The sequence below is a fragment of the Roseateles asaccharophilus genome (genome assembly GCF_031458115.1).
GTDB classification, from domain to species: domain Bacteria; phylum Pseudomonadota; class Gammaproteobacteria; order Burkholderiales; family Burkholderiaceae_C; genus Pelomonas; species Pelomonas asaccharophilus_A.
In genome coordinates, this window is record NZ_JAVDXV010000003.1 from 198,046 (window position 1) to 213,095 (window position 15,050).

A 15,050-nucleotide genomic window follows, 5' to 3' on the forward strand; every position below is an offset into this window, starting at 1 on the left:
CACCATCCCGTTGGAGACCCAAAAATGAAGAAACTCCTCGCCGGCCTCGCGCTCGCCGCCGGCCTGCTCGCGCCCGCCGCTTGGGCGCAGGATGCGGCCTCGGCACCTGCTGCCGTGGCTGCCGCCTCGGCCGCTCCAGCTGTTGACGCCGCCTCGGCGCCCGCCGCCGCCGCGCCTGCCGAAGCCGCTTCGGCCGCTGCCGCTCCGGCTCCCGTGCCCAACAAGGGCGACACCGCTTGGATGATGCTGTCCACGCTGCTGGTCATCCTGATGACCATCCCGGGCCTCGCGCTGTTCTACGGCGGCCTGGTGCGCAGCAAGAACATGCTGTCGGTGCTGATGCAGGTGATGGTCGGCTTCTCGCTGATCGTCGTGCTGTGGTTCCTGTACGGCTACAGCTTCGCGTTCACCGAGGGCAACAAGTTCATCGGCGGCACGGACCGGCTGTTCATGAAGGGCATCTGGGACAACGCCGCGGGCACCTTCGCCCTGGGCGCGACCTTCAGCAAGGCCACCCCGATGTACGAGATCGTGTTCGCGGCGTTCCAGGCGACCTTCGCCGGCATCACCGCCTGCCTGATCGTCGGCGCCTTCGCCGAGCGCATCAAGTTCGCCGCCGTGCTGGCCTTCCTGGTGCTGTGGTTCACCTTCAGCTACCTGCCGATCGCCCACATGGTCTGGTTCTGGGCGGGCCCGGATGCCTACACGGCCGCTGCCGTCGTCGATGAGACGAATGCCAAGGCCGGCCTGATCTGGCAGTGGGGCGCGCTGGACTTCGCCGGCGGCACCGTGGTGCACATCAACGCCGCTGTTGCCGGCCTGGTGGGTGCCTACATGGTCGGCAAGCGCGTCGGCTACGGCAAGGAAGCCTTCACGCCTCACAGCCTGACGCTGACCATGGTCGGTGCCTCGCTGCTGTGGGTGGGCTGGTTCGGCTTCAACGCCGGCTCCGCGCTGGAAGCCAACGGCTTCGCCGCGCTGGCCTTCATCAACACCTTCGCCGCCACGGCCGCTGCCGTGCTGGCCTGGTGCGTGGGTGAAGCGCTGCTCAAGGGCAAGGCCTCCATGCTGGGTGCCGCCTCGGGTGCCGTCGCCGGCCTCGTGGCCATCACGCCTGCCGCCGGCAACGTCGGCATCGGTGGCGCGCTGGTCATCGGCATCGTCGCCGGCTTCGCCTGCCTGTGGGGCGTGTCCGGCCTGAAGAAGCTGCTGGGCGCTGACGACTCGCTGGATGTGTTCGGCGTGCACGGCGTGGGCGGCATCGTCGGTGCCATCCTGACCGGCGTGTTCAACAGCCCCAACCTGGGCGGCCCGAGCCTCGTCGCCGACTGGACCACCGTCGCGATGGTGGCGCCGGATGCCTACAGCATCGCCGGCCAGGTCTGGACCCAGACCAAGGCCGTGCTGCTGACCCTGGTCTGGTCGGGCGTCGTCTCCATCGTCGCCTTCAAGCTGGTGGACCTGACCATCGGCCTGCGCGTGACGGAAGAGGAAGAGCGCGAAGGCCTGGACATCACGTCGCACGGCGAGACCGCGTACCACAAGTGATCTGACGGCAAGGCCGGCTCCGCCCGGCCCTTCGTCACGCAAGCCGCCCTCCGGGGCGGCTTTTTCGTTGGCGGCCGTGAACCGGCCGCTATGCTGGCCCGCCATGGATGTGATCACCCTGCTCGTGGCGGTGCTGGTCAACGCGCTGCTGATGAGCCTGGCGCTGGCCGTGGGCGTCGGCATTCGCGCGCGCAGCGGGTTGCAGGCCTGGCAGTTCATGCTGCTGGGGCAGGCGGCGGGCTTCGGCCTGCTGATCGCGGCCAAACAGACGCTGCCCGTGCTGCTGGCAACGCTGGGCGTCATGGTGCTGAGCGCGTCGGCGTCGGCGATGACGCTGACGGTCTGCCGCTTCCTCGGCCAGCCCGTGCCGCGGCGCTGGCTGTGCGTCGTGCCGCTGACGCTGGGCGCCGCGCACTGGGCCGCGCTGCCCGACCAGCCGCTGGCCACGGTGGTCACCAACCTCACCATCAGCCTGCAGATCCTGTGGGCCAGCGGCCTGCTGTTGCGCGGTGCCGGCCAGGTGCGCTGGCGCTGGCTGTGCGGCGTGGCCGCCGCCGCCAACGCCTTGCTGATGCTGGGCCGCGCCGTGCTGGCCTGGGGCTGGCCCGAGGCCTATCCGCGCTTCACGGCGCCGCACCCGCTGAACCTGACGCACCTGATGCTGCTGAACGCCAGCCTGGTGCTGGGCACCATGGGCTTCCTGCTGGCGCACCGGGATGCGGCGGAGCAGGCGCTGGTGCGGCTGGCCTCGCTGGACACGCTGACCGGCCTGCTGAACCGCCGCGAGTGGATGAGCCGGGCCGGCCGCGCCCTGGGCGTGGCGGGTGGCGCGGCGGACGACGCCACCGTGCTGATGATGTTGGACCTGGACCACTTCAAGCAGATCAACGACCAGCGCGGTCACCCGGCGGGCGACGAGGTGCTGAAGCTCACCGGCGAGGTGCTGCGCGGCGAGCTGCGCGCCAGCGACCTGGTGGGCCGCTACGGTGGCGAGGAGTTCTGCCTGCTGCTGCGCCACAGCGACCCGGACGCGTTTGGCCGGCTGGACATGCGCCTGCACCAGACGCTGCGGCGGCGCTGCGAGGCCAGCCTGGGCTTCGCGGTGGACTTCAGCGCCGGCGTCGTACGCGTGCAGCCGGGCGAGGCGCTGGCGGCGGCCATTGCGCGGGCCGACGACCAGCTCTACCGCGCCAAGCACGCCGGGCGCGGGCGTACCTGCAGCGACGACGGCGTCTTGTGATCCGCTCGGGCGTCCCCAACTGCGCCGCCCGACTCTGACATCATTCGGCCATGGTTCCGCATCTCATCACCGCCCTGAACGGCCCCATCAACGAGCTGGAGGCCCGCATCCTGGAGTCCATGCCGGCCACCGAGCGCTGGTTCAGGCTGGAGTGGATGGAGCACACGCCCACGTTCTACGCATCGGTGGACCTGCGCAATGCCGGCTTCAAGCTGGCGCCGGTGGACACCAACCTGTTCCCCAGCGGCTTCAACCACCTGACCGACGCGATGCTGCCGCAGGCCGTGCAGGCGGCCATGGCGGCCATCGAGAAGATCTGCCCCGAGGCGCGCAACCTGCTGCTCATCCCCGAGCCGGGCGTGCGCTGCAGCTTCTATCTGGACCACCTCGCCACGCTGGTGCGCATCTTCACGCAGGCCGGCCTGAACGTGCGCCTGGGCGCGCTGGACCCGGCCCAGACCGAACCCGAGGAACTGCGCCTGGCCAACGGCGGCACGCTGCTCATCGAGCCATTGGTGCGCAAGCGCGGCCGCCTGATGCTGAAGGGCTTCGACCCCTGCACCATCCTGCTGAACAGCGACCTCGCCACCGGCACGCCGCCGCAGCTGATGGGCCTGCACGAGCAATACCTGCTGCCGCCGCTGCACGCGGGCTGGGGTATGCGGCGCAAGAGCCAGCACTTCCGCGCGTACGAGGAAGTGGCCAAGCGCTTCGGCAAGCTGCTGGGCATGGACCCCTGGCTGATCACGCCCATGTCCACCAGCGTGGACCTGCACGGCAAGAAGGGCCTGGAGGCGCTGCAGACCGCCGCCGATGCGCAGCTGACCAAGGTGCGCCGCAAGTACAAGGAATACGGCATCAACGAGAAGCCGTTCGTCATCATCAAGAGCGACGTGGGCAGCTACGGCCGCGGCGTGATGACGGTGCGCGACGCCAAGGACATTGAGGCGCTGGCGGTGACGCTGCCCGAAAACCTGGGCCAGGAGGTGATCGTGCAGGAAGGCGTGCCCACGCACGAGCGCGTGCACGAGGCCGTGGCCGAGCCCGTCGTCTACATGATGGACCGCTACGTGGTGGGCGGCTACTACCGCGTGCACGCCAACCGCGGCATCGACGAGAACCTGAACGCGCCCGGCGCCAGCTATGTGCCGCTGGCCTTCGCCGAGTCGCTGAACCTGCCGCGCCCGGGCGAGAAGCCGGGTGTCAGCGCGCCGAACCGGTTCTACATGTATGGCGTCATCGGCCGGCTGGCCATGCTGGCGGCCAGCTACGAGCTGGAGGCCACGGACCCGCAGGCCGAGGCCGAGGCAGCCTGAGCGCAAGCTGTCGTCCCGGGTCAACCCGGGGGGGTGTGTTGCTAATTTGTGTCGCGTTAACTAAGGGGAAACGCGACTTTGGGCATATCACTTTTGACACATCCGTAAGACGCCTCATAGCGTGCGTGGGATCAGCCGACCGGCTGGTTCACCAGGAGTTTTTCCCATGCACCGCAATCCCCCGATGCGCCGGCACTGGCTTGCCGCAGCGCTGGTCGTACTGACCGCGCAAGCCCAAGCCCAGACCGCCGCAGAGCCTACCAACAAGATCGAGCGTGTCGAGATCACCGGCTCGCTGATCAAGCGCATTGACCGCGCGACGCCGTCCGTCGTGCAGTCCATCACCCGCGAGGACATCCGCGGCTCCGGCTACGCCACCATCGACGAAATGCTGCGCGCCAACAGCGCGGTCGACGCCAGCTCCATCCAGGATGGCGCGGCCACCGGCTTCGTCGGCGGCCTGTCGACGATCTCGCTGCGCGGCTTCGGCTCGCAGGGCACGCTGGTGCTGATCAACGGCCGCCGCATCGCGCCGGTGGGCGCGGTGGACATCAACTTCGGCCGCGGCACGCTGCTGAACACCAACACCATCCCCAAGGGCGCCATCGACCGCATCGACATCCTGAAGGATGGCGCCTCGGCGCTGTACGGCTCCGACGCGATGGCCGGCGTCATCAACTACGTGCTGCGCAAGGACTTTGAAGGCATCGAAGGCAACGTCGGCTACAGCGCCAACGACAAGGGCGTGGGCGGCCAGTCCAACGGCGGCCTGACCTTCGGCTTCGGCAACATCGACACCAACCGCTTCAACATCTTCGGCGGCATCGACGTCTCCAAGCGGGACTCGGTCATGCACTCCGACCTGAAGGACCGCGGCAACCAGGCCGCCTACGACCGCTACCTGAACGCGACGGCCTCCGGCACTACCAACGGCCTGAGCCGCTTCACGCCGGACTCGGTCGCGTCCATGTACAGCAGCTACTACCGCGTGCCGGCCAGCACCGCGGGCAGCTCCATCGTCAACGGCGCCTCGGTCGCCAACAGCAGCCCGTTCGGCATCAACTATCTGGGCACGCTGCCGGGTTGCGCGCCCGAGAACACCGTCGGCCAGGGCGTCCCGCTGCGTCCGGACGGCCTGGGCCCCACCGGCCCCAGCCTGCGCGCCGGCCAGTGCCGCTTCAACCTGGACAACGCCGACGAGGCCATCTCCGCCCAGGAGAAGGTCAGCGGCATGCTGCGCGGCACCTTCGCGATCAGCAACGACCTGACCGCCTATGCCGACGTGATGGTCTCCAAGACCAAGACCACCGAACGCGGCGTCCCGCGCACGCTGACCACCGGCATCTTCAGCACCGCCACGGCGCCGTCGGCCGTCACCTGGCCCAAGCTGGACGGCTCGTTCCTGCGCCAGGCCGCCATCGTGCTGCCCGTGGGCCACCCGGACAATCCGACCAACGGCACCGCGCAGGCGCAGCCTGTGCAGCTGATCCATCGCTTCGAGGACGTGCCCTCGAACGACATCTCGACGCTGCAGTCCGGCCGCTTCCTGGTGGGCATCGAAGGCGTGGTGGCCGGCTGGGATGTCGACGCCGCCGTCATGCACAGCAAGCAGGAGAACGAGCGCGTGCAGCAGAACCGCCTGCGCGCGTCCAAGCTGAGCGCGTCCATCGCGTCCGGCACCTACCGCTTCGGCAAGATGAACACGCCGGAAGCCATTGCCAGCATCGGCTCCGACGCCATCAACACCGGCGACTCCACCATCACCAGCATCGACGCCCGCGCCAGCCGCGAGCTGTTCAAGATGGCCGGCGGCAATGCCGCCATCGCCATCGGTGCCGAGTACCGCCAGGAAGAGTTGAGCTCGGTGCCCGATGCCAACTACCTGGCCGGCGACTACATCGGCCTGGTGGCCAACGGTGCCAGCGGCGAGCGCAAGGCCAGCGCGGCCTTCACCGAGTTGAGCCTGCCGGCGCTGAAGAACCTCGAGCTGCAGGCCGCCCTGCGCTACGAGCACTACAGCGACTTCGGCAACTCCACCACCGGCAAGCTGGGCTTCAAGTGGGCGGCCATCCCGTCCATGCTGGCTTTCCGCGGCACGGCGGCCACCGGCTTCCGCGCACCGTCCATCTCGCAGATCGGCGACTCCTACCTGGCGTCGTTCCACAGCTTCCAGGACTACGCGGTCGTCGACAACCTGCGTTGCAACAACGGCGTCAGCCGCGCCGACCCCGCTGTGCTACGCGACTGCAACGTGCTGGGCCGCACGCTGACCAATGGCGCCGGCAGCATTCCGACGGTCGTCAGCGCCAACCGCAACCTGAAGCCCGAGGAATCCAAGTCCTTCACGCTGGGCATGCTGATCTCGCCCAGCAAGGAGATCGACCTGGCCCTGGACGCCTGGTACTTCCGGCGCAACCAGGAAATCCGCGTGCAGCGTGGCGTCGACATCATGGAGGCGTTCAATGCGGACCCGGTGGCCAACGCGGCGTCCGTGATCCGTGACCCGAACCCGGCCACCTGGCTGCCGGGTATTGCCAACAGCGGCCCCATCCTGGCGCTGATCCGCCAGTACGGCAACTTCCAGTACACGAAGACGGCCGGCCTGGACTACGAGCTGAACGTGCGCCTGCCTGCGGGCGAATGGGGCAAGTTCGGCGGCAAGTTCAGTGGCACCTACACGAAGCGCTTCGACCAGCTGGTGCTGGCCGGCGGCACGGTGGAGCGCCTGGCGGGCATCTCCACCGTCGACCTGCCCAAGACCAAGGCCTCGCTGGAAGTGAACTGGAAGGGCGAGACCGCGTCCGCGTGGACCCGCTACAACCACCAGGACGCGATGTGGCGCACCACCACGGCCGGCTGCCTCAGCTCGTCATCGGCCGCCAACGTGATCCTGCAGCAGGCCAACGGCTGCTTCGTGGGTCGCGAGGGCACGCTGGACATCGGCGGCGCCTACCGTGGCTTCAAGGACCTGGTGATCTCCGCCAGCCTGCTGAACGTCACCAACAGCTATCGCCGTTCCATCAACATCCCGTCGGCGTTCACGTTCTGGGACTCGGGCACGACCGCTCACCTCGGCCGCCGCTTCAACGTGTCGATGGACTACGTGTTCAAGTGATCCTTGCCTGAATGGGCATCAGCGGCGCCTGCGGGCGCCGCTTTTCTTTGGGAGGCCGCATCGTCCGTTGCAAGTCAATAGAAATTGCTGCGGTGCACAAAACACCAAAAGCGGGCGCAGAATGCCGCCATCCGAACATTTGCCACCCCAAGCCGGTGGTGCCCCTGCAGTGAGTTCTTCCGACACGGCCCGCAGCCCCACGGCGATGGCGGGCCTGACCCTCGGCGCGTTGGGCGTCGTCTACGGCGACATCGGCACCAGCCCGCTGTACGCGCTGAAAGAAGTCTTCCACGGCGGCCATGTGGCTACCACGCCGGACAACATCCTGGGCGTGCTGTCGCTGCTGTTCTGGACGATGACGGTGGTGGTCTCCATCAAGTACGTGCTGCTGATCCTGCGCGCCGACAACAACGGCGAGGGCGGCCTGATCGCGATGCTGGCGTTGGCCACCAACGCCGTCAACGACAAGCCGCAACTGCGCCGCGTGCTGATGCTGATCGGCCTGTTCGGCACCGCCATCTTTTTCGGCGACGCCGTCATCACGCCGGCAATGACCGTGCTGGGTGCGATGGAGGGCATCGAGGTCTACGCGCCGCAGTACCACGACGCTGTGCTGCCGCTGACGCTGGTGGTGCTGGCCGGCCTGTTCACCGTGCAACGCTTTGGCACCGGCGGCATCGGCAAGGCCTTCGGGCCGGTCATGCTGCTGTGGTTCGTCAGCCTGGCGGCACTGGGCTTGCCGCATGTCATCGAGAATCCACGCGTGCTGGCGGCCGTCAATCCGGTCTACGCGCTGGCCTTCTGCCTGGAGTACAAGTGGGTGGCCTTCGTCGCGCTGGGCGCGGTGGTGCTGGTCGTCACCGGGGGTGAAGCGCTCTACGCCGACCTGGGCCACTTCGGCAAGAAACCCATCCGCATCGCCTGGTACGCCATCGTCATGCCGGCGCTGGTCATCAACTACTTCGGCCAGGGCGCCATGCTGCTGGACGACCCCACCGCCATCAAGAACCCGTTCTACCTGCTGGCGCCGGACTGGGCCGAGATCCCGCTGTTCCTGCTCGCCACGGCGGCGGCCACGGTCGCGTCGCAGGCGCTCATCACCGCGGCCTTCTCCGTCACCAAGCAGGCCATCCAGCTGGGCATCATGCCGCGGCTGCGCATCCTGCACACCAGCGTGCGCGACACCGGCCAGATCTACGTGCCCTTCATCAACTGGAGCCTGTTTGCGCTGGTGGTCGTGGCGGTGGTGTTCTTCGGCTCGTCCAGCAAGCTGGCCGGCGCCTACGGCGTGGCCGTCACCATCGACATGACCATCACGACGGTGATGACCTTCTTCGTCATCCGCCATGGCTGGAAGTACCCGCTGGCGCTGTGCATCGCGGCCACCGGCATCTTCTTCATCATCGACGTGACCTTCCTCGCGTCCAACTTGCTGAAGCTGCTGCACGGCGGCTGGTTCCCGCTGCTGATCGGCGTCTGCGTGTTCACGCTGATGCTGACCTGGAAGCAGGGCCGCCGGCTGCTGTCTGACAAGCTGCGCCAGGACGCCATCGAGCTGACCGCCTTCCTGGAGGCGGTGTTCATCAACCCGCCCACCCGCGTGTCCGGCACGGCGGTGTTCCTGTCGTCGGAGAAAGGCAGCACGCCCAACGCGCTGCTGCACAACCTCAAGCACAACAAGGTGCTGCACGAGCAGAACATCTTCGTCACCGTGAAGCACCACGAGGTGCCCTGGGTCAGCAGCGAGCAACGCTGCGAGGTCGAGGCGCTGGGCAACAACTGCTGGCAGGTGGCGCTGCACTTCGGCTTCAAGAACGAGCCCGACGTGCCCGAGGCGCTGGAGTTGCTGAAGAAGCAGGGCGTGCAGCTGGAAGAGATGGAGACCAGCTACTTCCTGAGCCGCGACATCATCATCCCGACCATAGGCTCGGGCATGGCGCTGTGGCGCGAGAAGCTGTTCGCCGGCATGCACCGCAACGCGGCGGCGGCGGCGGACTTCCTGCATCTGCCGACGAACCGCATCGTCGAGCTGGGCTCCAAGGTCGAGATTTGATCGTTGCCACGCCCGAGCGCCGCTTGGGCGCGCGACATGCCGCCGCGCTGTGCGTGGGCATGGTCATTGGTGCCGGCATCTTCAAGACCTCGCCCATGGTGGCGCAGTCGCTGCCGGAGGCCTGGCAGCTCTATGTCGCGTGGGCGCTGGGCGGCGTGCTGAGCTTTGTCGGCGCGCTGTGCTTCGCCGAACTGGCGTCGGCCTTCCCCGACGCCGGCGGCGACTACCACTTCCTGCGCCGTGCCTTCGGCCCGCGGCTGGGCTGGCTGTTCGCCTGGTCGCGCTTCGCTGTCATCCACACGGGCTCCATGGCACTGCTGGGCTTCGTGTTCGGCGACTACCTGACGCAGGTGGTGGACCTCGGCCCGCAGGCCAGTGCCTGGCTGGCGGCCGGGCTCATCGTCGTGCTGACTGCGTTGAACCTGATGGGCGTGCAGGTCGGCCTGGGCACGCAGTTGGGGCTGATGACCCTGGTCATCTCAGGCTTGCTGCTGCTGGGCGGTGGAGCCGCGGCGCAACAGGTCGCCGGCCTGCCGCCGGCGGCGCCAGCGGCCGCGACGGCCACGGCCGACTGGGGCACGGCCATGGTGTTCGTGTTCCTGGCCTATGGCGGCTGGAGCGACGCGGCCACGCTGTCCGCCGAGATGCGTGACGCCCGCCGCGGCATCCAGCGTGCGCTGCTCTGGGGGCTGGCCATCGTCATGGCGCTGTACCTGCTGGCCAACTGGGCCTATGTGAGCGTGCTGGGCCTGTCGGGCCTGGCGCGCAGCGAAGCGCCTGCGGCCGAGTTGATGCGCATCGTCTGGGGCCGCGGCGCCGAGCTGGTCATGGTGGGCGTCGTCACGCTGACCGCGTTGTCGGTGATGAACGCCATCCTCATCGCCGGCCCGCGCACCACTTACGCCGCCGCGCGCGACCTGGCGGCCGAATGGCAGCTGTCGCAATGGAACGCCCGCCGCGGCACGCCCAGCGCGGCCGTCGTCGCGACGTCGGCCGTGGCGCTGCTGCTGGTTGCCTTCGGCGCGCTGACGCGCGGCGGCTTCTCGACGATGGTGGACTACCTGTCGCCGGTCTACTGGGCCTTCCTGACGCTCAGCGGCGCCGCCGTCATCCAGCTGCGCCGCCGCGAGCCCGATGCGCCGCGGCCGTTCCGCGTGCCGCTGTACCCGTGGCTGCCGCTGCTGTTCTGCACGTGCAGCGCTTACCTTTTGTGGTCCAGCGTGGTCTATGTGAAGGCCGGTGCGCTGGTGGGTCTGGGCGTGCTGGCGGGCGGCGCGCTGCTGCTGTGGTTGCTGGAAAGAAAGGCTGCGTCGTGAGCCGACTGTTGCAAGACTTCTCGCCGTCCACCATCGTCGCCGGATTCGTCGCCGTGCTGGTGGGCTACACCAGTTCAGTGGCCATCATCTTCCAGGCGACCGTGGCGCTAGGGGCCACGCCGGCCGAGACCGCGTCCTGGCTGTGGGCGCTGGGCCTGGGGATGGGCCTGACGACGCTGCTGCTCAGCCTGTGGACGCGCCAGCCGGTGCTGACCGCCTGGTCCACGCCCGGCGCGGCGCTGCTGGCATCCACGTCGGGGCTGAACATGCCCGAAGCCATAGGCGCCTTCATCGTCTGCGGGCTGCTCATCGTCTGGGCCGGCTGGAGCGGCTGGTTCGAGAAGCTGATGGACCGCATTCCCGTGGCCATCGCATCGGCGCTGCTGGCCGGCGTGCTGGCGAAGTTCGGTCTGGACGCCGTCACCAGCGTGCGGACCGCACCCGGCCTGGTGCTCGCGATGGCGGCGGCCTACCTGATCGGCAAGCGCTGCTGGCCGCGTTATGCGGTGCCGGGCGTGCTGCTGGTGGGCAGCGCCTACGCACTGGGTGAGGGGCGCTTGAACCTCACGGGCCTGGACACCTCGCAGATGTTTGCACTGCCGGTCTGGACCACGCCCGTCTTCACCTGGCATGCCGCCGTGGGCGTGGCGCTGCCGCTGTTCATCGTCACGATGGCGTCGCAGAACCTGCCCGGCGTCGCCGCGCAGCGCGCCAACGGCTACCAGACGCCCGTGTCCGCCTCCATCGCCGTCACCGGCGCCGCGACCACGCTGCTGGCCCCGTTCGGCGGCTATGCGTTCAACCTGGCCGCCATCACCGCCGCCATCTGCATGGGCCGCGAGGCGCACGACGACCCCGCGCGGCGTTACACCGCCAGCGTGGCCGCCGGGCTGTTCTATGTCGTCGTCGGGCTGGCCGGCGGCGCCGTCGCGATGCTGTTGACCGCCTTCCCGCGCGAGCTGGTCATGGCCATCGCCGGTCTGGCGCTGCTGGGCACCATCGCCGGCGCGCTGGCCGCGGCGCTGAAGGACGAGGCCCACCGCGACGCGGCCATCATCACCTTCCTGGTCTGCCTGTCCGGCATCGGCTTCTTCGGCATCGGCGCGGCGTTCTGGGGCGTGGTGGCGGGCGGCATCGCGACCGTGGTGGCGGGCTGGCGGCGACGCAGCTAGGGTCTGCTCCCGTAGTGTTAACAGGCCCTGGTCACACACAGCCGTCGGCGCTGTGCAAAACTGCTTCGATTCACTTGCCCGACCCGACCATGAAGCTGCTGTTCGTTGCCGACCCGCTGGATACGTTCAAGACCTACAAGGACTCCACCTTCGCGATGATGCGCGAGGCCGCCAGGCGCGGCCACAGCATCCTGCATTGCGAGACGCGCGAGCTGGTCTGGCTGCGCGGCGGCCGCGTGACGGCGCGCGGCGCGCGCCACATCACGCTGACCGGTGATGCGAACGACTGGTTCACGCTGGACGCCACCGCCGACGTCGCGCTGGCCGACGTGGACGCCGTGCTGATGCGCAAGGACCCGCCGTTCGACAGCGAATTCTTCTACGCCACCCACCTGCTGAGCCAGGCCGAACGCGAGGGTGCCAAGGTCTTCAACAAGGCCGCCAGCCTGCGCGAGCATCCCGAGAAGCTCGCCATCATGGAGTTCCCCCAGTACATCTCGCCGACGCTGATCACGCGCGACCCCGCCGAGATCCGCGCCTTCCATGCCGAGCAGCGCGACATCATCCTGAAGCCGCTGGACGGCATGGGCGGCATGGGCATCTTCCGCGTCAAGGACGATGGCCTGAACCTCGGCTCCATCATCGAGACGCTGAACAAGGACGGCACGCAGACAGTGATGGTGCAGCGCTTCATTCCCGCCATCAGCGAGGGCGACAAGCGCATCCTCATCATCGGCGGCAAGCCCGTGCCGCACTGCCTGGCCCGCATCCCGCAGGGCGGCGAGGTGCGTGGCAACCTGGCAGCCGGCGGCAAGGGCGTGGCGCGACCGCTGTCAACGCGTGACCGCGAGATTGCCGAGGCCATCGGCCCCACGCTGGCCGCGCGCGGCCTGCTGCTGGTGGGCCTGGACGTCATCGGCGAGAACATCACCGAGATCAACGTGACCAGCCCGACCTGCTTCCAGGAGATCACCGACCAGAGCGGCTTCGACGTGGCCAAGATGTTCGTGGACGCGCTGGAAGCGGCGCTGGCATGAAGCGCCGCCACTTCGTTGCGCTGGGCGGCCTGGTGGCCGCGCCCGTGCTGGCCGACGACCGCGGCTTCGACACCTTGAGCGAGGCCTTCCTCGAAGCGCTGTGGCAGCAGGATCCCGACGCGGCCGTGATGGCCGGGCGCTTCGAGTTCACGCCGCGGCTGCGGCTGCCCGGCAGCGCGCAACGCGCCGCGATGCGTGGCTTTCTGGCTGGCTGGCTGAAGCGCTTCCAGGCGGTGTCCGACAGCGGGTTGAACACCGCCCAACGCATGGACCGCGCCATGCTGATCGCCAAGCTCGAGAGCGACCTGTGGCGGCTGGACACGCTGCGCGAATGGGCCTGGAACCCCGCCGAGCACAACCCGGCGTCGCCCATCGACCTGGCCCTCAACACCGACTGGGCGCCCGTGCAGCAGCGCGTGAAGGCACTGCACGCACGCATCAAGCAGCTGCCCGCCTTCTATGCCGAGGCGCGCAAGAGCCTGGCCAACGTCACGCGTGAGCACACCGAGCTGGCGCTGCAGCAGGCGCCGGGCGTGCTGTCGGTGCTGGAAGATCTGGAGTCCCACGCGCAGCAGCAAGGCCTGGGCGCGCTGATGCAGCCCGACCTGGAGCGCGCCCGCCGCGCCGTGGCCGGCTACCAGGCGCATCTGAAGACGCTGCTGCCTGGCGCGAAGCGCCCGTGGCGTCTGGGCGCGGCGATGTATAGCCCCAAGTTCCAGCACGACATCCAGTCCGCCCGCAGCGCGCGCCAGACCTACGACCTCGCCCTGGCGCGCCGCGAGGAAGTGCTGTCCAGCATGCTGACGCAGGCGCAGGCCCTGTGGCCCAGCGTCATCGGCAGCGAAGTGCCGCCCACCGACCGCTTCGCGCTGATCGGCCGCGTCATCGCCAAGCTCAGCGACCGGCATGTCAAGCGCGAGCGCTTCGTCGACGAGATCCGCGCGCAGATCCCGCAGCTGGAAGCCTGGATACGCCAGCACGACCTGATGACGCTGGACGCCAGCAAGCCCCTGGTCGTGCGCGAGACGCCGCCCTACCAGCGCGGCGTGGCCGGCGCCAGCATCGAGGCGCCCGGCCCCTACCGGCCGCAGGACAGTACCTACTACAACGTCACGCCGCTGGATGACCTGACGCCCGAGCAGGCCGAGAGCACGCTGCGCGAGTACAACCACTGGATCCTGCAGATCCTCAACATCCACGAGGCCATCCCGGGCCACTACACGCAGCTGGTCTATGCCAACCGCGTGCCCAGCAAGGTCAAGGCGCTGTTCGGCAGCGGCTCCATGGTGGAAGGCTGGGCCGTCTACGGCGAGCTGATGATGCTGGAGAGCGGCTACGGTGCGTCACCGGAGATGACGCTGATGTGGGGCAAGTGGCATCTGCGCTCGGTGACCAACACCATCCTGGACTACAGCGTGCACGTGCTGGGCATGGAGGAGAAAGCCGCGCTGGACCTGCTGACGCGGCAGGCCTTCCAGACCGAGCGAGAGGCGGCCGAGAAGTGGCGCCGCGTGCAGCTGACGTCGGTGCAGCTGACCAGCTATTTCTCAGGCTTCAGCGAGATCCACGCGCTGCGTGAGCAGCTGAAGGCCAGGCCGGGCTTTTCGCTCAAGGCCTTCCACGAGAAGTTCCTCAGCTACGGCAGTGCGCCGGTGAGGTTGATTGCCGCGGAGATGTCGACGTAAATCCTGCCCGGCGCTGGCGGGCCGGATCGTGCGAAAGCATCATTCGATGCCAAGAATCCGGCGGCTAGCATCGCGCCCGCTGCCATCTCGAAAGCCCGCTTCATCATGCGACTCGACCTGAACCGCCTGCTTTCCCTGCGCCTGGCCCTGCTGCTGCTGGTGTCGGCCGTGGCGTTGCCGGCAAGCGCGCAGAAGGTGTTCAAGTGCACGGACGCCGCGGGCAAGACGGCCTACCAATCGCAGCCCTGTCCGGAAGCCACGCAGGGCGCGCAGCTCGACGTGCGCTGGGCTTCGTCATTGCCGACGCTGCCCGCCGGTGGTTCGCTGGCGCAGGGTCGCCAGGCCATGATGGCCAACTGCCTGGGCTCGGGCGCGCGCAGCACGCCTGCCTTTGCCCGGCTCTCCGTGGAGCAGCCGGCCAAGTACCGCAGCTTCTGTGAATGCGTGTCCGACGGGGCGGTGGCTGAGATCTCGAAGATGAAGAACCCGGCCGCGCTGAACGACCGCGCGGCGATGGAGCGCCTGGGGATGAAGGTGGGGCTCAGCTGCGCGCCACGGCTGCAGTAAG

General features: G+C 68.5%; 10 protein-coding genes. All 10 read left to right on the forward strand.

Annotated features, from left to right (window positions below; translation table 11 throughout):
* Positions 1-24 precede the first annotated feature (24 nt).
* Positions 25-1,548 carry an ammonium transporter gene (gene amt, locus J2X21_RS09320; RefSeq protein ID WP_310327648.1) on the forward strand — a complete coding sequence of 508 codons (1,524 nt, stop codon included), beginning with the start codon at positions 25-27 and terminating at the stop codon, positions 1,546-1,548.
* A gap of 103 nt (positions 1,549-1,651) precedes the next feature.
* Positions 1,652-2,788, forward strand: coding sequence for a GGDEF domain-containing protein (locus tag J2X21_RS09325; protein ID WP_310327651.1), 1,137 nt, complete (start codon positions 1,652-1,654; stop codon positions 2,786-2,788).
* A 50-nt stretch (positions 2,789-2,838) separates the two neighbouring features.
* Positions 2,839-4,104, forward strand: a complete 1,266-nt coding sequence (gene gshA / locus J2X21_RS09330; RefSeq protein ID WP_310327652.1) for a glutamate--cysteine ligase — start codon at positions 2,839-2,841, stop codon at positions 4,102-4,104.
* Positions 4,105-4,270: 166 nt separating this feature from the next.
* Positions 4,271-7,219 carry a TonB-dependent receptor plug domain-containing protein gene (locus J2X21_RS09335; RefSeq protein ID WP_310327655.1) on the forward strand — a complete coding sequence of 983 codons (2,949 nt, stop codon included), beginning with the start codon at positions 4,271-4,273 and terminating at the stop codon, positions 7,217-7,219.
* A gap of 205 nt (positions 7,220-7,424) precedes the next feature.
* Positions 7,425-9,272, forward strand: a complete 1,848-nt coding sequence (locus tag J2X21_RS09340; RefSeq protein WP_310328336.1) for a potassium transporter Kup — start codon at positions 7,425-7,427, stop codon at positions 9,270-9,272.
* A complete protein-coding gene (locus tag J2X21_RS09345) occupies positions 9,269-10,588 on the forward strand; it encodes an APC family permease (RefSeq protein ID WP_310327658.1) in 1,320 nt (439 codons plus the stop codon). Before J2X21_RS09340 ends, J2X21_RS09345 begins: the two co-directional genes overlap by 4 nt.
* On the forward strand, positions 10,585-11,760 hold the full coding sequence (locus J2X21_RS09350; protein WP_310327661.1) for a benzoate/H(+) symporter BenE family transporter: 1,176 nt from the start codon (positions 10,585-10,587) through the stop codon (positions 11,758-11,760). The genes J2X21_RS09345 and J2X21_RS09350 overlap by 4 nt, the downstream gene beginning before the upstream one ends.
* Before the next feature lie 89 nt (positions 11,761-11,849).
* Complete coding sequence (gene gshB / locus J2X21_RS09355; protein ID WP_310327662.1) at positions 11,850-12,797, forward strand: glutathione synthase; 948 nt, start codon at positions 11,850-11,852, stop codon at positions 12,795-12,797.
* Positions 12,794-14,482, forward strand: coding sequence for a DUF885 domain-containing protein (locus tag J2X21_RS09360; protein ID WP_310327664.1), 1,689 nt, complete (start codon positions 12,794-12,796; stop codon positions 14,480-14,482). Before gshB ends, J2X21_RS09360 begins: the two co-directional genes overlap by 4 nt.
* 105 nt (positions 14,483-14,587) lie before the next feature.
* Positions 14,588-15,049: a DUF4124 domain-containing protein gene (locus J2X21_RS09365; protein WP_310327666.1), complete on the forward strand. Its 462-nt coding sequence runs from the start codon at positions 14,588-14,590 to the stop codon at positions 15,047-15,049.
* Position 15,050 lies beyond the last annotated feature (1 nt).